The sequence below is a fragment of the Streptomyces sp. CRCS-T-1 genome (assembly GCF_024442335.1).
Classification (GTDB): Bacteria; Actinomycetota; Actinomycetes; order Streptomycetales; family Streptomycetaceae; genus Streptomyces; species Streptomyces koelreuteriae.
This window is the reverse complement of record NZ_CP101651.1, coordinates 7,160,138-7,181,353: the sequence shown is the minus strand read 5'-3', so window position 1 is coordinate 7,181,353 and position 21,216 is coordinate 7,160,138. Positions and strand designations below refer to the sequence as shown.

The window sequence follows — 21,216 nt, the reverse complement described above, 5'->3', positions numbered from 1 at the left end:
CGTCGTGTGCGTCCTCCGCGCACGGGCTGGGGTGTGCGCGTGAGCGGCTGGCACGGACAATGCCATGTGATCGACTTCGGCACCAGGGTGCGTCCCACATAGTCCGCCTCGTGAAGATGTGGTCCTGGCACGGGTGAACGGCAGTTGAACGCCACGCCCGCGTGGCGCGGTCAATGGCAGGGTGAGCAGCATGAACGGTCGTGACCTGGTGCGTTCGGTGAAAGCGGTGGCTTCGGTGGGGGCGGCGCAGGGTGTGCGTACCGTACGAGCAGCGTGGCGCAGGCGGCGGGCCGACGCCACCGGGCTGCCGTCGCGAGGGGCGGAGCGTGCGCGGGTGCCGGGGCCCGTGCGGGAGGTGGAGCCGGGGCCGGGGGGCGGTGTAGTCCGGTTCAGCCGGTCGGAGCTGCGGATTCTCGTCGCCGTGAACGGGGCTGTCTTCTGGGGCTGGGACGGGGCGGAGCCCGAGCCGTCGTACGCGTTGGCCGGCCGCTGTCCGGAACCCGATCCCAGGGCGGTGCTGGAGCCGGACAAGGACGGCGGCTGGCGGGTGGTGGCCGAGCGGGTGACGGTCGTCGTCTCGCGGCACGGCGCGGTGGAGGTGCTGACGCCCGGCGGCGTGGCCCTGCGACGAGATCTGCCGCCACGGTGGTGGGAGCCGGTGGATGGCGGCCCGGCGCGCTGGTCGCAGCGGTCGGAGGTGGCTGCCGACGCGCGCTTCTTCGGCCTGGGTGGACGTGCGGCGGGTCCTCGGCTGCCGGACGGTACGTATCGGCTGTGGAACACCGACCCCGGCCACGCCTTCGCGCCGGGTGACGACCCGCTGTACATCACGATGCCGGTGCAGCTGGTGGTGTCCGACGGCGGTACGCATCTGGTGTTCCACGACAGCTCGTGGGACGGCTCGGTGACGCTGCGGGAGGGCGAGGAAGGTGCGGGTTCCGGGCACGACCGCGGCGGGACGAGCGAGCTGCGGATGGACGGCGGTCCGCTGCGCTGCTGGGTGATGGTGGGGACCCCCGCGCGCGTGCTGCTCGCCTGGGCCTCGCTCACCGGGGCGCCCGCGCTGCCGCCCGCGTGGGCGCTCGGCCACCAGCACGCGCGGTGGGGGTTCGGCAGCGAGCAGGAGGTGCGGCGGATCGTCGCGGGCTATGTGGAGCACGGTCTGCCGCTCGATGCCGTGCACCTGGACATCGACCATCTCGACGGGCATCAGGTGTTCACCGTCGATCAGGACCGCTTCCCGAAGCTGCCCGTGCTGGCCGAGGAACTCCGGCGGGACGGCGTCCGTCTGGTGTCGATCGTCGATCCGGCCGTCAAAGCCCTGCCGGGCAATGCCGTGTACGACCGCGGGACGGACGAGGACGCGTTCGTGCGGGACGCGTCGGGGCAGATCGTGCGGGGAGTCGTGTGGCCCGGGGAGGCGGTGTTTCCCGACTTCACGCACGCGCGCGTGCGTGAGTGGTGGGGCGGTCTCTACGAGGAGCGGCTCGCGCAGGGCTTCTCGGGCTTCTGGCACGACATGAACGAGCCCACGTCGTTCACCGCGTTCGGGGAGTCGACGCTGCCTCGTTCGGCGCGGCACTCCCTGGAAGGGCGGGGCGGTGACCATCGTGAGGCCCACAACGTGTACGCGCTCTGTATGGCCAGGGCGGGCTTCGAAGGGCTGCGGAGACTCGCGCCCCAGGAGCGGCCGTTCCTGTTCTCCCGCTCCGGGTGGGCCGGCATGCAGCGCTACGGCGGGGCGTGGTCGGGGGACGTGGCCACCGGCTGGCCGGGGCTGCGGGCGTCCTTGGCGCTGGTGACGGGGCTCGGGTTGTGCGGCGTGCCGTACTCGGGTCCGGACATCGGAGGCTTCGACGGGGATCCTTCGCCCGAGATGTACCTCCGGTGGTTCCAGCTGGGCGCGTATCTGCCGCTGTTCCGTACACACGCGAGTCTGCGGGCGGGGCGCCGGGAGCCATGGGAGTTCGGTCCCGAGGTGCTGGAGCACGCGCGCGTGGCGCTCGTCGAACGCCGTCGGCTGCTGCCGTACTTCATGACGCTGGCGCATCTGGCGCGGCGTACCGGAGCGCCGTACGTGCGGCCCCTGTGGTGGGCCGCGCCGGAGGATCGGATGCTGCGGGACTGCGAGGACGCCTTCCTGCTGGGCGACAGCCTGCTGGTGGCGCCGGTGCTGGCCCCTGGCGCGGACCGGCGTGCGGTGCAGCTGCCGCGGGGGCGCTGGTACGACACGGCGACGGAGCGGGCGTACGAGGGACCGGCGCAGGTGCTCGTCGACGCTCCCCTGTCGCGCATTCCCGTGTTCGCGCGCGCGGGTGCCGTTCTTCCCGTACGTGGGGAGGACGGCAGGCTCACACTGGAGGTGTGGGCGCCCGCCCGCGGACGGACCGGGGGCGGGCTGGTCGTGCCGGACGGGGGCGAGGGGTGGGACGAGCCGGAGATCGAGCGGTACACCGCCCGGTGGATCGACTCGCGGGTGGTCGTCGAGCGGGAGGGTGAGGACGGCAGGAGCGAGCCGTCCTCACCCGTGCGCGTCCGCGGTGCCGGGGGACGCTGACCTCAGATGTACCGGCCCTCGAACCAGGCTCGTACGGCCACGGTGTGCAGAGGGAAGGCGAGTTCGTCCACCCTGCGGAGGAGATGCCAGCCCTCCGTCTCGTCGGTGGCGGTTGAGGGCGGCAGGCTCTCGACCGGGCGTTCCGGCAGCAGACCGAACAGCAGCAGGTGCCCGTCGGGGGAGCTCATCGCGTCGACGAGGCGTACCTCGCGGGCGGCCGCGTCGATGCCGGTCTCCTCCTTGAGTTCGCGTACGACGGCCTGCCGCCAGTCCTCCCGGTCGTCGATGTAGCCGCCGGGCAGGGCCGTGCCCCCGCGCGCGGGAGCGACGGTTCGGGTGATGACGACCAGGGCGGTGCCCTTGGTGTCGTAGACGGGCTGGAGGGCCACCGCGACCGGGAGCGGATTGCGGTAGGCCACGGCGCCGCACACGGGGCAGGGGCGGGGCCAGCCGGAGACGCCCTCTCCGTAGGGCGCGCCGCAGCTCGAACAGTGGGAGTCCGGCGCGGAGTTGGAACTGGAGTGCTGAGTTTCGGACACGCGGCGGACTGTAGCCGATCGCGGAGAGGGCGTCTCGGGCAGGCTGGTCAGTGGGCGCCGGTGAGCGACTTCCTGGACACGGGGAAGTCGAAGTAGGTGTCCGGGTAGGGCTCAGGCTTGTAGGTGTAGTGCCACCACTCTTCCGGCAGGTTCACGAAGCCGAGACCCTCCAGGGTGTTCTTGAGGAGCAGCCGGTTGGCGCGCTGCTGGCCCTGGACGCGTGGGTCGAGGGTGTGCGAGAGGGTGTCGAAGCAGTCGAAGCCGGTCCCCATGTCGATCGAGTTGTCGGGGAAACGCTCGCCCTTGGGCGCGAAGCACGGCACGAGGGGCTCTTCGGGGTCGTACGGCCGGGTGGGCTTCGCCGGCAGCCTCACCAGCGTGATGTCCAGGGTCGATCCGCGGCTGTGGCCGGACTTCTCGGCGATGTAGCCGTCGGCGAACAGCCGGGTCTTGTCGACGTTCGGGTAGAACTCGCCCTTCATCGCCTCGTCGTCGAGGTCCTCGGCCCAGCGGACGAAGTGGTCCACCGCGCGCTGCGGTCGGTAGCAGTCGTACACCTTGAGTGAGTAGCCCTGTCGTAGGAGCTTCCGCTGGGCCTTGTGGAGGGCTTGTGCGGCGGGGCGGGTGAGGATGCAGGTCGGCTGGAGGTAGCCGTCGACGCGCTCGCCGACGAAGTTGTGCGGGGTGACGTAGCGCATCTCCTGGATGATCGTCGGGTCCACGCTTCTCAGCGCCACGAAATCCTTCGGTGCCTTGGGCTCGGTCTTGGCCTGGGCGGTCGCGGTGGAGGCGGTCGCCGCCAGCAGGGCGGCGAACACCGTGATGAGGCCGCGTGTCACGGCGGTCAGTCGTGTCATGGCCCTTGCATCTATCAGGAGATGGCCCCGCCGGGGAAGGGATGCCCAATTCCGGGCTGCCGTGGCAGACTTCTGACGTTCCGTCAGATTTGGCTGTCGGGAGGGACTGTGTCGCGTACACGAACACCTGTGGTGGCGGGGTGGTTCGCCGGAGACGGTGATGCCTTCCGGCTGCTCGGCACGCGCTGCGCCGCGTGCGCCTCGGTCTTCTTTCCGCGTGAGGACCATCACTGCCGCAACCCTTCCTGCGGGGGCGGGGAGTTGGAAGAGATCGCGCTGTCGCGGCGGGGGCGCGTCTGGTCGTACACGGACAGCCGGTATCGACCGCCGTCACCCTATGTGAGCGATCCGGAACTTCCGTGGGAGCCGTGCGCGTTGATCGCTGTGGAGCTGGAGGCCGAGCGGATCGTGGTGCTGGGACAGGCGGCTCCCGAGGTGACCGTCGCGGATCTGACGGTGGGTATGGAGGCGGAGGTCGTGCCGGGAGTGCTCCACGAGGATGCGGAGACGACCTGGACGACGTGGCACTGGCGGCCGACGGGGGTGACGGCATGACGCAAGAGGTGGCGGTGCTCGGCGTGGGCATGCACCCGTGGGGCAAGTGGGGGCGGAGCTTCGTCGAGTACGGCGTCGCGGCGGCTCAGGCGGCGCTCGCGGACGCCGGGCTGGACTGGCGGGACATCGGCTCGATCATCGGGGCGGACACCGTGCGGGGCGGGTATCCGGGGTATGTCGCCGGGGCCACCTTCGCGAAAGCACTGGGCTGGCAGGGGGCCCGGGTCACGAGCGTGTACGCGGCGTGCGCGTCCGGGGCACAGGCCGTCGACACGGCACGGGCGCAGATACTCTCCGGGCTCGCCGACGCGGTGCTCGTGGTGGGGGCCGATGCCGCTCCCAAGGGGTTCTTCCGCCCGGCGGGCGGGGACCGGCCCGACGATCCCGACTGGCTGCGCTTCCGGATCCTCGGGGCGACCAACCCTGTGTACTTCGGGTTGTACGCCCGACGGCGCATGGCTCTGCACGGTGATACGACGGACGACTTCGCGCAGGTGAAGGTGAAGAACGCGGCGATGGGGGCGCTGAATCCGAAGGCCCGCTACCGCAGCCCGGTCACCGCCGAGGAGGTCGCCGCCTCCGCTGTCGTCGCCGATCCGCTGCGGCTGCTCGACATCTGCGCCACCTCCGACGGCGGTGCCGCGGTGGTGCTCTCGAGCATGGAGTTCGCGCGGCGGCACGGGCATGCGGAACCGGTGCGGATCCGGGCTGTGTCCACGGTGACGCCGCGTTACCCGAACGCCGTGCTGGATCTGCCGGACATCGCCACGGACTCCGCGGTGGCGGTGGATCCGCCCGGCGAGACGTTCCGGAGGTCGATCGCCCGGACGGCCTACGAGGAAGCGGGAGTCGGACCGGAGGATCTGTCGCTGGCCGAGGTCTATGACCTGTCCACGGCTCTTGAGTTGCAGTGGTACGAGGACTTGGGGCTGTGCGGCGAGGGCGAGGGGGTGAAGCTGCTGCGGGACGGGGCGACGGCGCTGGGCGGGCGAATACCGGTGAACGTGAGCGGTGGACTGGCCTCCTTCGGCGAGGCCGTGCCGGCGCAGGCGATTGCCCAGGTGTGCGAGCTGGCCTGGCAGTTGAGGGGCGCTGCGGGTGACCGGCAGGTCGCGGGGGCGCGCGTGGGTATCAGTGCGAACCAAGGGCTGTTCGGGCATGGGTCGGCGGTGATCGCGGTGCGGTGATCACCGGGCCGTGAAACGCGGTGCCGTGGACGCGATGCCGCGAGCGCGGTGCCGTCGTAGGGGAGCTGGTCGTGCGGCCGCGACGGGGCTCGGTCCTACGCTGTGTGACCACGCCGGAATCCTGCGTGAACGTCTCATGAACTGCGCTCGGGCGTGCGCCGGTGGAGTCATCATGCTGCCGTGCACTCCTGGACGGATACTCTCCGCTTCGCCTTCCAGCCGGTGGTCAATCTGACGACCGGCGCGGTCGCGGGGCTGGAGATACTCGCCCGCCCGGAGACCGGCGACATCCTGGCCGAGGCCCGCCGGGATCCCGAGCTCGACTGCCGGCTGGCGGTGGCGGCGGTCCGGGCGGCGGTGCGCAAGGAGACCCTGCTTCCGCTGTTCGTCAACGTGTTCGCCGGTACCCTCGCCGACCTCGGCGGTCTCCCTTCGCTGCACGCCGCCGTGCGCGAGGCGGGACGGCTGCCGTGGGAGGTGACGATCGATGTCTGTCCGCCGTACACGCATGTGCCGCAGCAGGCGCTGCTGGAGGCGGTGACCGCGCTGCGCGGTGAGGGCTTCCGGATCTGCGCGGACGGTGTCGGGGACGGCGACGTGCCGCTGCGGCTGCTCTCGGACCTCGCGCCCGGCCTGGTGAAGCTGGACGCGTCGCTGCTGGCGCGGCCGGCCGTGGTGCGGTCGATGCGGACGCTGTGCGACGAACTGGGGGCGCTTCTGGCGGTTGAGGGCGTGGAGACCGAAGGCCAGTGCGCGGCGGCGCTGGCGGCCGGGGCGCAGCTGGCGCAGGGCGAACTGTTCGCGCCGCCCGCGCGGCTGCCCGCGGCGGACGTCTACGTCCCGCCCCGCTCCCCCGCCGCGGTGGCCGTGCCGCGGTCCGGGCCGTCGGTGCGGGAGTTCGTGCGGCCCGCGGCGCTGCTGCCCGCCACGGCTTCGGCGGGTCAGGTGCGAGCACTGCTGACGGGGTCGCCTGATGTGTCAGGAGTCCTGCTCGTGGACGCCGCGGGGGTGCCGGTCCGGTCGGTGCACCGGTCCCGCTTCCTGCTGTCGATGTCGGCGCGCTACGGCCATGCCCTGTACGCAGACCGGCCCGCGGCGAAGCTCGGCGACCCACCGCGGACGGTGGGCGTCGACGCCACCGCCTGGGAGGTCCTGGACGTGGTGGCGGTCGGAGGGCGGGACCGCACGTCGGACGACGTGGCCGTCGTGGACGAGTACGGGCGGTGCGTGGGAGTCGTACGGCTCGCGGACCTGGTGCGCGCGCTGGCCGAGACACGGGTGGAGGAAGCGGCGGGGCTGAATCCGCTGACGCGTCTGCCCGGCTCGGACGCGATCACCGGTGAGGTGGACCGGCGGATCGCGGCCGGGCGGCCGTTCGCGCTGAGCTGGCTGGATGTCGATCACTTCAAGCAGATCAACGACGGGGCCGGCTTCGCGGCCGGGGACGAGCTGATCCGGGCGGTCGGACGGGCGCTGCAACAGGCCGCGACGGACAGCGCGCGGGTGGGGCACATCGGTGGGGACGATTTCCTGGTGCTCGCCGATCCGGAGGGTCTCGATCCGCTGGCCGCCTCCGTGCTGGACTCCCCCTGGTCGGCGGGAGGCCGGCCGGTCACGCTGTCGCTCGCCACGGTGCTGTGCGCGCCGGGCACTGTGACGGACCACCGGCAGGCGGCGGCCTGCCTGGCACCGTTGAAGAAGGCGGCGAAGTCGTTGCGCGGGGCGAGTTGGGTGCTGGGCCGTGCGGGCCTGCCCGGACACGAGACCCGCCGGGGCGCCGAGCCGGCAGCGGCGTCCGCGGGGTGCGGGACGGCGGAGACCGGCGGCAGCTCAGGGGCGTACACCAGGTAAGGGAAGGACCGAGACAGGTACTGGGCTCCGAGGGTCCGTACGGCCCCTCCTGGGGGCTCCGGTCGTGCGGTTGAGAAACCGCCAGGTCAGGTGGATGCTGGTGGCTAGCAAGCGAGGAGTCAGGTGCGGCTGGGCGAGTGCCGACGGCGGAGCTCAGCGGAGGCCGGACACCACCAGCAGAGCCTCGCGCGGCTCCCCAGGCCACGCGTGGCCCCGACCAGATCTGAACAACGACCCGACCGGGCGCCGTCAGGCCGTGCAACCGGCCACCCGGCCCGGCAGGAGCCCGGCCGCCGTCATATGGCCGTCAACCGTTGCGGTCGGCGACCTTGACGCCCCTTGGGTGCCGGTGAACACTTCCGGTGTCAGTCGACATCGCCGTACATACTCGGCGTATTCCGGCACTGCGGCGCGCGGGCGCGCCTGCGCCAAAGCCCTTTCCTTCACGGGCGATTCGGCTGCGACGGCACGCTCGTCACGGATGCCGGGCGGGGCACGGGATCGCGGGATCTCCCTGCCTCCGGCTGAAGTCGCCATGGGAATCGCACCCTGCACGTGAGGACCGGGGCGGAGCGTCCCGGGCCACGGCCTAGGAGCCGCCATGACTAACGGAGACATCTTCGTCGGCGAGATGATCGGCACGGCGATCCTGATCCTGTTCGGCGCCGGCGTGTGTGCCGCCGTCACTCTCAGATTCTCGAAAGCGCGCGCCGCCGGATGGGTGGTGATCGCGTTCGGCTGGGGGTTCGGTGTGCTGGCGGGCGCCTACACCGCCGCTCCCCTCTCCGGAGGGCAGCTCAACCCGGCCGTCACCTTCGGACTCGCCGTCGACACGGGCGTGTGGGACAAGGTCTGGATCTACCTGCTGGGTCAGTTGACCGGCGCCATGATCGGGGCCGTGCTGTGCTACCTCGTGTACTTCGCCCAGTTCCAGGCCAATGTGCGAAAGACGGGGACCACGGAGGGCACGGCGGACGAACCGCTTCCGACGCTGGGCATCTTCTCGACGATCCCCGAGATCCGGAACCCGGTGGCCAACCTGGTCACCGAGATCCTCGCGACCATCGCCCTGGTGCTGCCCCTCCTCGCCATGGTGGGCAACAACAGAAAGGTCGAGGGCATCGGCATCGGACTGATCCCCGGCGGCCAGGGCATCTACGGGTCCGGCATCGTGATCCTTCTGGTCTCCCTCCTGGTCGTCGGCATCGGCCTGTCCCTGGGTGGTCCCACGGGCTATGCCATCAACCCGGCACGTGACCTCGGCCCGCGCATCATCCACTCCGTCCTGCCGATCCCGAACAAGGGAACGTCCGACTGGGGGTACTCGTGGATCCCCGTCGTCGGCCCACTGATCGGCGGACTGCTGGGTGGCGTCATCTACAACGCAGCCTTCTGAACCAGCCCAAGGGGTAGCCATGACGGACAACGCCGAGAAGTACGTCGCAGCGATCGACCAGGGCACCACGTCGAGCCGCTGCATCGTCTTCAACCAGGACGGTGCGATCGTCGCCGTCGACCAGCGCGAGCACCGCCAGATCTTTCCCAAACCCGGCTGGGTGGAGCACGACGCCACCGAGATCTGGTCCAAGGTGCAGGCAGTGGTGGCCGGGGCGATCGCCAAGGCCGGGCTGCGCGCCGACCAGCTGAGCGCGCTCGGGATCACCAACCAGCGCGAGACGACCCTCCTGTGGGACCGGGCGACCGGAAAGCCGGTGCACAACGCCATCGTGTGGCAGGACACGCGGACGGCGGCGCTGTGCAACCAGCTGGGCGGCTCGGACGGGCAGGACCGGTTCCGCGAGCAGACGGGGCTGCCGCTGGCCACCTACTTCTCCGGACCCAAGGCCGCCTGGCTGCTCGACAACGTGCCCGACCTGCGGGGGCGTGCCGAGCGCGGTGAGATCGCCTTCGGCACGATGGACTCCTGGCTGATCTGGAACCTCACGGGCGGCACCGACGGCGGGAAGCACGTCACCGACGTGACCAACGCGGGCCGCACCATGCTGATGAACCTGGAGACCCTCCAGTGGGACTCCTCGATCCTCTCCGCGATGAACATCCCCGAAGCGATGCTGCCCGAGATCCGCTCCTCCGCCGAGACGTACGGCACCGCTGTCGGCCAGCTCGCCGGAGTGCCCGTGGCCTCGGCGCTGGGCGACCAGCAGGCTGCCGTGTTCGGCCAGGCCTGCTACGACGTCGGCACGGCGAAGAACACATACGGCACGGGCAGCTTCCTGCTGCTCAACACCGGCAACCGCCCGGTGCCGTCGAAGAGCGGTCTGCTGACCACGATGGGCTACAAGATCGGCAGTGAGGCGCCGGTCTACTGTCTGGAGGGGTCGATAGCCATAACGGGCGCGCTGGTCCAGTGGTTCCGCGATCAGCTCGGCATCATCCGGACCGCCGACGAGATCGAGCCCTTGGCGGCGAGCGTGGAGGACAACGGCGGCGCGTACATCGTGCCGGCGTTCTCGGGCCTGTTCGCGCCGTACTGGCGCTCCGACGCGCGTGGCGTGGTCACCGGGCTGACCCGGTACGTCACCAAGGCACACCTCGCGCGTGCGGTGCTGGAGGCGACGAGCTGGCAGACGCGCGAGGTCGTGGACGCCATGTACCAGGACTCGGGGGTGCAGATCACCACCCTGAAGGTCGACGGCGGTATGACGAAGAACAATCTGCTCATGCAGCACCAGGCGGACGTGCTCGATGTTCCGGTGGTGCGGCCCAAGGTCTCCGAGACGACCTGTCTGGGCGCCGCGTACGCGGCCGGTCTGGCCACCGGGGTGTGGAACGACCTGGACGAGCTCAAGGCTCACTGGCAGAAGGACGTCGAGTGGACGCCGTCGATGGAGGCGTCGGTGCGGGACCGCGAGTACCACAACTGGCGCAAGGCCGTGGAGAAGAGCTTCGGCTGGGAGGAGGACGGCGAGAGCTGACCACGCGCGCGTGGGGCCTCGTCTCCGGTCCGCGGCCCGTACCCCTGTCGGCGGGGGTGCGGGCCGCGGACATCGGCTGGGTCCGCCTCAGGTGGTCACCGTGTGGCGCTGGCCGGCCGCGTAGGCCATGGCGTGCTGGACGACTCCGATCAGCGCCTCCTTGACCGACTCACGGTCGCGGGCGTCGCACATCAGGAGGGGTACGCCGTCGTCGAGGTCGAGGGCCGCGCGGACGTCCTCGATCGGGTAACGCGGTGCGCCCTCGAAGCAGTTGACGCCGACGAGGAAGGGGATCGAGCGCCGTTCGAAGTAGTCGACGGCGGCGAAGCAGTCCTCCAGGCGGCGGGTGTCGGCGAGCACGACGGCTCCGAGCGCGCCTTCGGAGAGTTCGTCCCACATGAACCAGAACCGCTCCTGACCGGGTGTGCCGAAGAGGTACAGCACCAGGTCTTCGCGGAGTGTGATGCGGCCGAAGTCCATGGCCACGGTCGTGGTGTTCTTGCCTTCCACGCCGCTGGTGTCGTCGACCGGACGGCCTGCCTCGGTGAGCAGTTCCTCGGTGCGCAGCGGCCTGATCTCGCTGACCGCGCCGACGAGCGTGGTCTTGCCCACGCCGAAGCCGCCGGCCACCAGGATCTTGAGCGTGACGGGCTCGACCGGAGGCTTGCCACGCTCAGAACGCCCGAAGATCATCGATCTCTTCTCCTGCTTGATGGGGGTCGGGCGACGGCGAGCCGTAGCCTCCGCCGCCAGGGGTTTCGATGACGAGTACGTCGCCGGTGACGACGTCCGCGGAGTCACTGCCGCCGAGTTCGGTCACGGTGCCGTCGGCGTGTTCGATCCGGTTGGTGCCGAGAGCGCCCGGCCGGCCGCCCGCCATGCCGTACGGCGGGACGCGGCGGTGCTGGGACAGCGTGGAGACGGTCATGGGTTCCAGGAAGCGGAGGCGGCGCACGGCGCCGTCCCCGCCGCGCCACCGGCCGGCTCCGCCGCTGCCGCGCCGGACCGCGAACTCCTCGAGGCGCACGGGCAGCCGCCACTCCAGGACCTCGGGGTCGGTGAGGCGTGAGTTGGTCATGTGGGTCTGGACGACGGGTGCGCCGGGGAAGCCGTCCCCCGCGCCGGAGCCCGAGGCGACGGTCTCGTAGTACTGGTGGCGTTCGTTCCCGAAGGTGACGTTGTTCATGGTCCCGGAGCCCTCCGCCTGGACACCGAGCGCGGCGTAGAGGGCGCCGGTGACGGCCTGGGAGGTCTCCACGTTGCCGGCGACGACGGCGGCCGGCGGCTCGGGGGCGAGCAGGGAGCCGGGCGGTACGACGATGCTCAGGGGGCGCAGGCAGCCGTCGTTCAGGGGGATCTCGTCGGCCACGAGGGTGCGGAAGACGTACAGGACGGCCGCGTTGACGACCGAGAACGGCGCGTTGAAGTTGGTGGGCAGTTGCGCCGACGTACCGGTGAAGTCGATGGTGGCCGCCCTGTTCTCGCGGTCCACGCGCACGCGTACGCGGATGACGGCGCCCGAGTCGGTCTCGTAGGCGTAGTCGCCGTCGTCGAGGGCGTCGATGACGCGGCGTACGGCCCCTTCCGCGTTGTCCTGGACGTGTCTCATGTAGGCCCGGACCACGTCGAGGCCGAAGTCGTCGATCATGCGGCGGACCTCGTCGACGCCCTTCTGGTTGGCGGCGATCTGGGCCCGCAGGTCGGCGAGGTTGGTCTTCGGGTTGCGGGAGGGGTACGTCGCCCCGGTGAGGTGGCGGAGGGTCTCGTTCTCGCGGAAGCGGCCGTCCTCGGCGAGCAGCCAGTTGTCGAAGAGGACGCCCTCCTCCTCGATGGTGCGGCTGCCTGCGGGCATCGAGCCGGGGGCGATGCCGCCGATCTCGGCGTGGTGGCCGCGCGAAGCGATGTAGAAGAGGATCTCCGGGTCACTCTCCGTGACGTCCGACGGTGCGGTGTCGAAGACCGGGGTGATCACGGTGACGTCGGGCAGATGGGTGCCGCCGTGGTACGGGTCGTTGACGGCGTAGGTGTCGCCCGGGCGCATGCGGGAGCCGCGCCGACGGATGACCTCTTTGACGCTCGTGCCCATCGAGCCCAGGTGGACGGGGATGTGCGGGGCGTTGGCCACCAGGTTTCCGTCGGGGTCGAACAGGGCGCAGGAGAAATCCAGGCGCTCCTTGATGTTGACGGACTGGGCGGTGGACTCGAGGCGGGCGCCCATCTGTTCGGCGATGGACATGAAGAGGTTGTTGAAGACCTCCAGCAGAACCGGGTCGACTTTCGTGTCGAGATCGGAACTCTCCGTAATCGCGGCGCGTTCCATGACCAGATGCCCGTCGTCGGTCGCCGCGGCCCGCCAGCCGTCGTCGACGACGGTCGTCGCGCCGGCTTCGGTGATGATCGCCGGGCCGGTGACGGTATTGCCGGGGGGAAGGTCCTCGCGGCGGTGGAGGGGTACGTCGTGCCAGGCGCCGCCCGTGTGGAGGCGGACGGTGCGCGGCGGTGCGGGGCTGCCGTCGGTGGTGGCCTCGTAGGGGGCGAGAGCGGAGAGATCGGGGGGTGCTGTGATGCCGGTGGCTTCGACGGAGAGGGCTTCGACGACGATCGGTCGGTCGAGCGTGAAGGAGTATGTGGCGCGATGACGTTCTTCGAAGGCGTGCCGCATCGTGTCGGGCTCGGTCAGCTCGACGGTGAGGGTGGTGTCCGTGCCGTCGTAGCGGAGCTGCGCGCGGCGGGTGATCTCGATGTGTTCCTCGGGGACGTCCTCGGCGCGGAGTTCGGCGCGTGCCGCGGCTTCCAGGTCTTCGGCGGTCTTGCGGACGCCGGGCATGGAGGCCGGTTCCAGGTGTGCCTCGACGGACTGTTCGCGCATGGCGGTGGTGTCGGCGAGGCCGATGCCGAGTGCGGAGAGGACACCGGCCATGGGCGGCACGAGTACGGTCCGGATGCCGAGGGAGTCGGCGACCATGCAGGCGTGCTGGCCGCCGGCGCCGCCGAACGTGGTGAGCGCGTAGCGGGTGACGTCGTGGCCCTTCTGGACGGAGATCCGCTTCACGGCCGAGGCGATGTTCGCGACGGCGATCCGCAGGTACCCCTCGGCGACCTGTTCGGGGGTGCGGTCGTCGCCGGTCTGCTCGCGGATCTCGCGTGCGAGGGCCGTGAAGCGGTCCCGGACGAGGGCTTCGTCGAGGGGCTCGTCGCCGTTCGCGCCGAACACCTTCGGGAAGTGGGCGGGCTGGATGCGGCCGAGGACGACATTGGCGTCGGTGACGGCGAGCGGGCCGCCGCCCCGGTAGCAGGCGGGCCCCGGGTCCGCGCCCGCCGAGTCCGGCCCTACGCGGTAGCGGGAGCCGTCGAAGTGCAGGACCGAGCCGCCGCCGGCCGCCACGGTGTGGATGTCGAGCATGGGGGCGCGGAGCCGGACGCCGGCGATCTGGCTGGTGAAGACGCGTTCGTACTCGCCCGCGAAGTGGGAGACGTCGGTGGAGGTGCCGCCCATGTCGAAGCCGATGACGCGGTCGAAGCCGGCGAGCTGGGACATGCGGGCCATGCCGACGATGCCACCGGCAGGCCCGGACAGGATGGCGTCCTTGCCGCGGAACTGCCCGGCCTCGGTGAGACCGCCGTTGGACTGCATGAACATCAGCCGTACGCCCTCGAGTTCGTCGGCGACGTGCCGGACGTAGCGGCGCAGTACGGGCGAGAGGTAGGCGTCCACGACGGCGGTGTCCCCGCGGGGGACGAGTTTCATCAGGGGGCTGGCCTCGCTGGAGAGCGAGATCTGCGGGAAGCCGATGCGGGCGGCGAGTTCTCCGACGGCCTGTTCGTGGGCAGGGTGGAGGTGGCTGTGCATGCAGACCACGGCCACGGCCCGGATCCCGTCGTCGTACGCCTCCTGGAGGGGCCCGGCGAGGGCGTCGAGGGCGGGCGCGAGGAGGACGGTGCCGTCGGCGGCGATGCGCTCGTCGACCTCGACGACCCGTTCGTACAGCAGCTCGGGCAGTTCGATGCGGCGGGCGAAGATGCTCGGGCGGTTCTGGTAGGCGATGCGCAGGGCGTCGCGGAAGCCGCGGGTGATGACCAGCAGGGTGCGCTCGCCCTTGCGCTCCAGGAGGGCGTTGGTGGCGACGGTGGTCCCCATGCGCACGGTCTCGACGGGATCGCCCGAGCCGGCCAGCAGGGTGCGGACGGCCTCGACCGCCGCGTCGGCGTAGCGGGCCGGGTTGTCCGACAGGAGCTTGTGCGTGAGCAGCCGGCCGTCCGGGCGTCGCGCGACGACATCGGTGAAGGTGCCGCCTCGGTCGACCCAGAACTGCCAGCCAGTCACGTCAGTACCCCGCTTCCGCGCTGCTCACAGCGCCCGGAGGCCGTTGATCACGTCGCGCAGAATACTCTCGTCCGGCAGTTCGGCCGGGGGTACGGGCCGGTTCACATGGACGAATTCCGAGTCCACGAGATCTCCGACAAGGACCCGTACCACCCCGATCGGCAGGTCGAGTTCCGCTGCGAGTTCGGCGACCGACTGCGGGACGTCACGGCACAGCTCGACGATGTCCACATGCTCCGGGGAGAGCATGTGGTCGCCTTCCGGGTCGTCCGCGTGCGGTTCCGTGACCACGACCGCGATCAGGTCCAGGCGGTGCTGGCCCTGACTGCTGGTGCGGCCGCGTGTCATGGCGTACGGACGGACGACCGGTCCGGCTTCGTCGTCGAACCAGTGGCTTCTTCCCTGACCGTCAGCGCTCATGTCATCCCACTACCCGCCTGCGGGCAGATCGGTGCGCGGAGCGGCACCCAGATGTACACCGACCCGCTTCACGAGGAGCGTCATCTCGTAGGCGACCTGACCGACGTCCGAGTCGGCGTCCGAGAGGACGGCGAGGCAGCTGCCGTCACCGGCGGCGGTCACGAACAGAAAGGCGTCGTCGAGCTCGACGACCGTCTGGCGGACGTTGCCGGCCTCGAAATGGCGTCCCACACCCTTGGCGAGGCTGTGGAACCCGGAGGCGACGGCAGCCAAGTGCTCGCTGTCCTCCCTGGTCAGGTCCCTGGACACGCCCGTCGGCAAACCGTCGCCGGAGAGCACGAGGGCCTTGCGGATGCTCGCGACGCGGTCCACCAGGTCGTCGAGGAGCCAGTTCAGCTCCCCCTTGATGGTCGCGGTGTGGCCGGTCGCCTTCGGTGCGGTCATCGACCGTCCCCCTCTGTCGTTCCTTGTCGTGCTGCGCCGCTGTGGGCGGCATCGCCCGCGGCGTTCTCGTCACGGCCGCGCTGCCAGCCGCGCTGGAGCGAGGCCATGCGGCTGCGTACTTCCTCGGCGTCGCGTTCGACGGGCTCGGCCTTGTCCTCGGTACGCGGCTCGGTCCCCCGCTTCAGCTGCGGAGCCAGGTTGGCCTGTCGAACGCGCCGGGGCAGCGGCGTGGTGCCGGAGCCGGCCCCCCGCAGCGGGGAACCGGGTGCCGTGCCGGTGTCCTGTGGCGCGGCGCCGGAGCCGGCCTGGCCGCGCGTGGGCCGGCCACTGCTCTCCCGCGTGGGCCCCGGGCGGTGGTCGGGTGTGTCCGGGCCACTGGACGCGATCTCCGCTCGGCGGGTGCGTTTGGGCAGAGCGGGCGGTTCCGGCCCCTCGCCGACGGCGCTGCCGGGCGTGGCCGGGGGTTCGGCGTGGTCGGCGCCGCGGCCGACCGCGCCGATGGCCGGGCGAGCGGATTCCGACCCCCGGCGACGGGCCGGCAGGGGCGGCGGTGCGTCGGTCCGTGCCTCGTCCCGCCCGGTGCCGGTCGAGGAGTTCTCGGTGCGGCGCCGGACCGGAAGTGTGTGCTCCGGCCCGGAGCGGCCCGTGGACCGGCCGCTCGCGGACTCCTCGCCCCGGCGACGCGAGGGCAGCGAGGACATGGCCCCCGAGTCCGCTCGGCCGGTGGACGTGGTGGGCTCCTCGTCGGGCTTGCCTCGACGGGGGCGCTGCTCGGTGACCGGGCGCCCGTGCGAGCTGACCAGCTTGGGGGTGTGGCGGCGGGGCGGTACGGCCGGAGCGCCGAGTTCGTCGTCGGTGTCGGTCCGGTCCCGTCCGCCGCGGGCGTCGCTCTGCTGCTGCGGATCGGGGCGGCCGGCTGTCTCGTCCTGGGCGCGGGTGAGGGAGGGGCGGGAGCGGAAGAGGGTGCCGTTCTCGTCGTCGAGGGAGCCGGAGAACCCGCTGATGGCGTCCAGGTCCACCGGGGCCTCCAGCTCGACCGGGCCGTCCAGGAGGGAGGCGGGCAGACCGGGACGCTGTGCGGGCGCCTGGGACAGGGCGGCACGGCGGCTGTCCTGCGGCTCGCTCTCGCCGGCCAGCTGGGGGCGGTCGAGGCGGAATCCGATGCCGTTCGTGTCCGGGATGTCGTCCGTCAGCAGCGCGTCCGGGATGAAGACGACGGCGGTCGTGCCTCCGTACGGGGAGGGCTGCAGGGAGACCCGGACGTTCTGCCGCTGGGCGAGCCGGCTGACCACGAACAGACCGAGCCGGTCGGTGTCGGACAGCTCGAACTCCGGCGTCTCGGCGAGCCGGAGGTTGGCGTCCAGGAGCGCTTCGGCGGCCATGCCGAGGCCGCGGTCGTGGATCTCCAGGGTGAAGCCATTGGCGACGCGCTCGCCCAGGACCTGGACGGCGGTGTGCGGCGGCGAGAAGACGGTGGCGTTCTCCAGGAGTTCGGCCACGAGATGGGTGAGGTCGGCGACGGCCGGGCCGGTGACGGCGATACGGGGGAGGCGACGGACCTCGATGCGCTCGTAGTCCTCGACCTCGGCGACGGCGGCGCGTACGACGTCCATGAGCTGGACGGGCTTGCGCCACTGACGGGAGGGTGCGGCGCCGGAGAGGATCACGAGGCCCTCGGCGTGCCGGCGCATGCGGGTGGTCAGGTGGTCGATGCGGAAGAGGTCGGCGAGTTCCTCGGTGTCCTCGGTCCTGCGTTCCATGGCGTCGAGCAGGGTGAGCTGCCGGTGGAGCAGGACCTGGCTGCGGCGCGCGAGGTTCACGAAGACCTCGGAGACGCCGGCGCGCAGCTCGGCCTGTTTGACGGCGGCTTCGACGGCGGCGCGCTGCAGGGTGTTGAGGGCCTGGCCGACCTCGCCCATCTCGTTCTTGTCGTACTCGAGGTGCGGGACCTCGGTCTCGACGTCGACCTGTTCGCCCGCGGAGAGGCGGCGCATCACGCTGGGCAGCCGGACCCCGGACGCCTCGTGGGCCTCCAGGCGGAGCTGCCGCAGATCGCGGATGAGGGTGCGGCCGACGCGCACGGACAGGAAGAGGGAGACCAGGAGCGCGAGCAGGCCGAGCGCGCCGGCGATGACCGCCTTGGCGATGACGCCCATGGCCACCGGGTCGACGCGGTCCTGGTAGCGGTCGTTGGCCTGGTCGTTGAGGGTGCCGAGTTCGTCGAGCACGTTGCCGGCGGCGCTGTCCCAGCTCTTCGCGGAGACCCCGCGGGGGGCTCCGGACCCGGAGGAGACGGCCGCTTCCTCGGCCACGCGCAGAGGGGCGGAGGAGGCGTTCTTCCAGAAGCTCTCGTAGCGGTCGCGCTCCGCGACGGGCAGCAGCGGCAGGTTGGCGTCGTACATCAGGGTGCGCTGGGCCACGAGGTCGGAGATGTCGCGCTCTTCGGAGTGGGTGATCCTGCCGACGATCAGGGCGGAGCCGAGGAGGGCGTCCTCCCGGGAGAGGAGTTCGCGGGCGCGGGCGAGATTGACCAGTGCGCGGTACTGCTTGTCCAGTTCGACGTTGTCGACCACATGCAGGTTGGCCAACAGGACGTAGCAGGGGTCGACGAGCCGGTTGTAGAGGTCGAGGGCCTGGGAACGGTTGACGGTGCCGTCCTCGACACTGCTGCGAAGTGACTCGATGCCTTCGAAGGCGTCCAGGACCGCGGTCAGCCGCTCGTCGGTGTCCTCGCCCATCGCGTCGCGCACGTCCGGATTCCGGGCGTTCTCACGGATACCGGCGACGGCCTCGTCGGTGGCGGTCCGGCTGCGCCTGAGCGCTGCGAGCCCGTCGGAGGCGCGGGGGTCGGCGAGGTGGACGAGGGTCTGGCGGCGTTCCTCCTGGAGGACGCGGACGGTGTCCTCGATGGGGTAGCCGATCTTCTCCACCACGGACGACACATTGAACAGGTCGGCCGCCTCACGCCCCGTGAGCACCGTGGCGAAGGCCCAGATCGCACTCAGGGACACCAGCGGCACGAGAAGCAGCGCCACGATCTTCCGGCGGATGGACTTCCCGCGAAAGCGCATGGCCTCCCCCAGCTCGGGCCCCCGGCCTACCGGGGGTACACATGTGCGTCAACAAACGGCGCGAGCCTACTACCGACCCACAGGGAACTCGAAGACCGGTCCGGAAGGTGAACTTCCGCGCCAGCCACGAGGCATGGGGAGTTGTCCGGGCATTGCGGGAGTTGTCTCCCCGAATCCGGGGGCGGCCGTGGGGGCCGATCGGCGTGACGCGCCAAGGCGGTTGGCTGAAATTTTTCGCTTCTTGGGAATCTTCGTGGTGGGTTGTTCGTCCTTCTCTACGGGAGATGGGGGCGGAATCGGCCACAGGAGCCGCATCCCGCACCTGGGCGGCGTAATACAGCGCAAGCCGGGCAGCCACTGGGGAGCACGGGTCTTCGGATACGGGCGAGCGGTCTGCTGGCGGTGGGGAGTGACACGTTGATGGGCACGGCGGAGCGGCGCGGGACGTCCAGGGCTGGTGGGGCGCCCGTGCCGGGGCATCGGAGTCGCGAGGCGGTTGATCGCGGCATTCCGGCCGAGGAGACGAGGACCAGAGCTCATGAGAGAGAGGCCCTGACCCACGAGGGGGGCCGCGGCGTACGCGAGCAGCAGTACAACCGGCCCCTGTGGGTCGAGGAACCGGCGCGGCGACGGCGGTTGCCGGACCCGGTGCGGACGGCGGCCGTGCGGGCGGTGCTCCTCATCGCCTTGACGCTGATCCAGGCGATGGTGGCCTTCCTGTGCACGATGGCCGGCTCCTGGCTGGCGTTCCCCATGGTGATCAGCAGCGTGGTCAGCACGATCGCGGCCACCTGGGGAGCCCTCGACGTATGGGTGACGCGTCAGGTCTGGAACCAGCGCCACGGCGTGGTGTCCATGCCGAGCAGCACGGCACGGGCCCTGCGCCGTGAGCGGCGCCGGGCCCGACGGCAGGCACGCGCGGCCGTGCGGGCCCAGGAGCGGATACGCAGGCGGGGCGGGGCCGGGCAGCTGTCCCACTCGTGAGGAGTGGCGGCACGGGGCTTGTGGCGCTGCGTCCGGGCCTCGGAGCAGACCTGCGTCCGAGCCTTGGAGCGGACGCCCGGCCGAGGCCCCATGCCGGTCCTCCTCACCTGGCGGCGGACCGCACCTGCTCCTCCCCCGCGCCCCGGGCGAGTTCGCGTCGCGCCCGCATGAACGGGCGCGGGCGGTCCACGGCGAGCACCGCGGTCGTCCGGCCGTCCCGTTCGTACCGGGCGAGGAAGCCGCCCTCGGCCGGTGCGCCGTCGGAGAGTTCGCCCTCGGTGATGCGGACGGTGTCGCCGTCCGCACGCCGGCCGGTGAACTGGATGCGGGCGCCGTACTGGTCGGACCAGAAATAGGGCACGGCGGTCGCGGTCTCGACGGTTCGCCCGGCGAGCAGGTTGGCCACGGCGGCTCTGGGCTGCTGAGTGGCCGATGTCCAGTGCTCGGCGCGGGTGCCGCCGACGCAGGCGACGTCGCCGACGGCGACCACCTGGGGCAAGGCCGTCGCACAGCCGTCGTCGCACAGGACGCCGTCGTGCAGGGCCAGGGACGAACCGGCCAGCCAGGCGGTGTTGGGGGTGGCGCCGATTCCGACGATGACGATGTCGGCGGGGAGGGTGCGGCCGTCGGTGAGATCCACCCCGGTGACCGCGCTGGTGCCCCGCAGTCCGCTCACGCCGGTGCCGGTGACCAGGTCCACCCCGCCGCGACGGTGCAGTGCGGCGCACACGGCGGCCATCTCGGCGCCGAGTTGGGGCACCAGAGGGAGCGGAGCGGCCTCGACGACGGTGACGCGGTGGCCGAGGGAGGAGCAGGAGGACGCGGTCTCGGCGCCGATGAAGCCGCCGCCGATGACGACGACGCGGCACGGGCCCCGGGTGAGTTCCTCGCGCAGAGCACGGGCGTCGTCCAGGGTGCGCAGCGTGTGTACGCCGGCGAGGGTGTCGCCGGGGAGACGGCGGGCCGAGGCGCCGGTGGCGATGACGACGCCGTCGGTGGACACGGTGCGGCCGTCGTCGAGGAGCACGGTGCGGCCGCGGGCGTCGAGGGCTCGGGCGCGGACGCCGAGGATCCACTCGGCGTCGAGTTCGGTGGTCTCCTCGGTGTCGGTGAGGGCGAGTCGGGTCTCGTCGGCTCGGCCGGTGAGGAAGTCCTTGGAGAGGGGAGGCCGGTCGTAGGGGTGGTGGGGTTCGTCGCCGACGATCACCAGACGCCCGTCGTAGCCCTGGGCGCGCAGTTCCCGGGCCGCGTAGAGGCCGGAGAGGGACGCGCCGACGATGGTCACGGTTCGCATGCGGCATGCCTCCTCGCGGCGTCCCACGCACTGGCTCCACCCGTCACGGCACTGCTCATGACGGCATCAGCCTTGCCGGCTCCGCCCGTTGCGGGCCCACTGCCGGTGTCCGGGGCGCCGGCTCCGCCGGAGGTGGTGTGCGCGCTCCCGGCAACCATGGGGCCAGTCGTGCCGCTCGGGCCGCCCTCGCGTTGCGT

Annotated in this window: 15 protein-coding genes; 7 read left to right on the top strand and 8 right to left on the bottom strand. The window is 71.4% G+C overall.

The genetic code is table 11. The features are described 5' to 3' along the window. Positions 1-190: 190 nt before the first annotated feature. On the top strand, positions 191-2,557 hold the full coding sequence (locus NNW99_RS32555) for a TIM-barrel domain-containing protein (protein ID WP_215122723.1): 2,367 nt from the start codon (positions 191-193) through the stop codon (positions 2,555-2,557). A 2-nt stretch (positions 2,558-2,559) separates the two neighbouring features. Here the strand turns inward: NNW99_RS32555 and NNW99_RS32550 are convergent, their stop codons facing one another. Beyond that, complete coding sequence (locus NNW99_RS32550; protein ID WP_215122722.1) at positions 2,560-3,096, bottom strand: NUDIX domain-containing protein; 537 nt, start codon at positions 3,094-3,096, stop codon at positions 2,560-2,562. A 47-nt stretch (positions 3,097-3,143) separates the two neighbouring features. Further along, on the bottom strand, positions 3,144-3,953 hold the full coding sequence (locus NNW99_RS32545; RefSeq protein WP_215122721.1) for a M15 family metallopeptidase: 810 nt from the start codon (positions 3,951-3,953) through the stop codon (positions 3,144-3,146). A gap of 129 nt (positions 3,954-4,082) precedes the next feature. On the opposite strand from NNW99_RS32545, the gene NNW99_RS32540 reads away from it, so the two are divergent. The 5 genes from NNW99_RS32540 to glpK all read left to right on the top strand — a co-directional run bounded on the left by NNW99_RS32540 (position 4,083) and on the right by glpK (position 10,482). Then, positions 4,083-4,508, top strand: coding sequence for a Zn-ribbon domain-containing OB-fold protein (locus NNW99_RS32540; protein ID WP_215124534.1), 426 nt, complete (start codon positions 4,083-4,085; stop codon positions 4,506-4,508). Continuing rightward, on the top strand, positions 4,505-5,695 hold the full coding sequence (locus NNW99_RS32535) for a lipid-transfer protein (RefSeq protein WP_215122720.1): 1,191 nt from the start codon (positions 4,505-4,507) through the stop codon (positions 5,693-5,695). Before NNW99_RS32540 ends, NNW99_RS32535 begins: the two co-directional genes overlap by 4 nt. Before the next feature lie 180 nt (positions 5,696-5,875). Then, the gene (locus NNW99_RS32530) at positions 5,876-7,546 is read left to right on the top strand and encodes a bifunctional diguanylate cyclase/phosphodiesterase (protein ID WP_215122719.1); all 1,671 of its coding nucleotides are present in this window, start codon (positions 5,876-5,878) and stop codon (positions 7,544-7,546) included. 601 nt (positions 7,547-8,147) lie between these two features. Further along, positions 8,148-8,942: an MIP/aquaporin family protein gene (locus NNW99_RS32525; protein WP_215122718.1), complete on the top strand. Its 795-nt coding sequence runs from the start codon at positions 8,148-8,150 to the stop codon at positions 8,940-8,942. A 19-nt stretch (positions 8,943-8,961) separates the two neighbouring features. After that, positions 8,962-10,482, top strand: coding sequence for a glycerol kinase GlpK (glpK, locus tag NNW99_RS32520; protein ID WP_215122717.1), 1,521 nt, complete (start codon positions 8,962-8,964; stop codon positions 10,480-10,482). An 87-nt stretch (positions 10,483-10,569) separates the two neighbouring features. On the opposite strand, the gene NNW99_RS32515 is transcribed toward glpK, so the two are convergent. From NNW99_RS32515 to NNW99_RS32495, 5 genes are read right to left on the bottom strand one after another with little or no spacing between them, the layout of a single operon-like run. Then, positions 10,570-11,175 (bottom strand): ATP/GTP-binding protein, encoded by a 606-nt coding sequence (locus NNW99_RS32515; protein WP_215122716.1) that lies wholly within the window; start codon positions 11,173-11,175, stop codon positions 10,570-10,572. Further along, entirely contained in the window at positions 11,156-14,806 is a 3,651-nt protein-coding gene (locus NNW99_RS32510) for a hydantoinase B/oxoprolinase family protein (protein ID WP_215122715.1), read from the bottom strand. Before NNW99_RS32510 ends, NNW99_RS32515 begins: the two co-directional genes overlap by 20 nt. A gap of 24 nt (positions 14,807-14,830) precedes the next feature. Further along, on the bottom strand, positions 14,831-15,226 hold the full coding sequence (locus NNW99_RS32505) for a DUF742 domain-containing protein (protein WP_215122714.1): 396 nt from the start codon (positions 15,224-15,226) through the stop codon (positions 14,831-14,833). A gap of 9 nt (positions 15,227-15,235) precedes the next feature. Then, positions 15,236-15,670 (bottom strand): roadblock/LC7 domain-containing protein, encoded by a 435-nt coding sequence (locus tag NNW99_RS32500; protein ID WP_030247150.1) that lies wholly within the window; start codon positions 15,668-15,670, stop codon positions 15,236-15,238. Continuing rightward, on the bottom strand, positions 15,667-18,741 hold the full coding sequence (locus NNW99_RS32495; RefSeq protein WP_215122713.1) for a nitrate- and nitrite sensing domain-containing protein: 3,075 nt from the start codon (positions 18,739-18,741) through the stop codon (positions 15,667-15,669). Before NNW99_RS32495 ends, NNW99_RS32500 begins: the two co-directional genes overlap by 4 nt. A gap of 420 nt (positions 18,742-19,161) precedes the next feature. On the opposite strand from NNW99_RS32495, the gene NNW99_RS32490 reads away from it, so the two are divergent. Beyond that, complete coding sequence (locus NNW99_RS32490; RefSeq protein WP_251057988.1) at positions 19,162-19,725, top strand: hypothetical protein; 564 nt, start codon at positions 19,162-19,164, stop codon at positions 19,723-19,725. A 103-nt stretch (positions 19,726-19,828) separates the two neighbouring features. Here NNW99_RS32490 and NNW99_RS32485 read toward each other — a convergent pair whose 3' ends face one another. Then, a complete protein-coding gene (locus NNW99_RS32485) occupies positions 19,829-21,019 on the bottom strand; it encodes an NAD(P)/FAD-dependent oxidoreductase (RefSeq protein WP_215122711.1) in 1,191 nt (396 codons plus the stop codon). Positions 21,020-21,216: the final 197 nt, after the last annotated feature.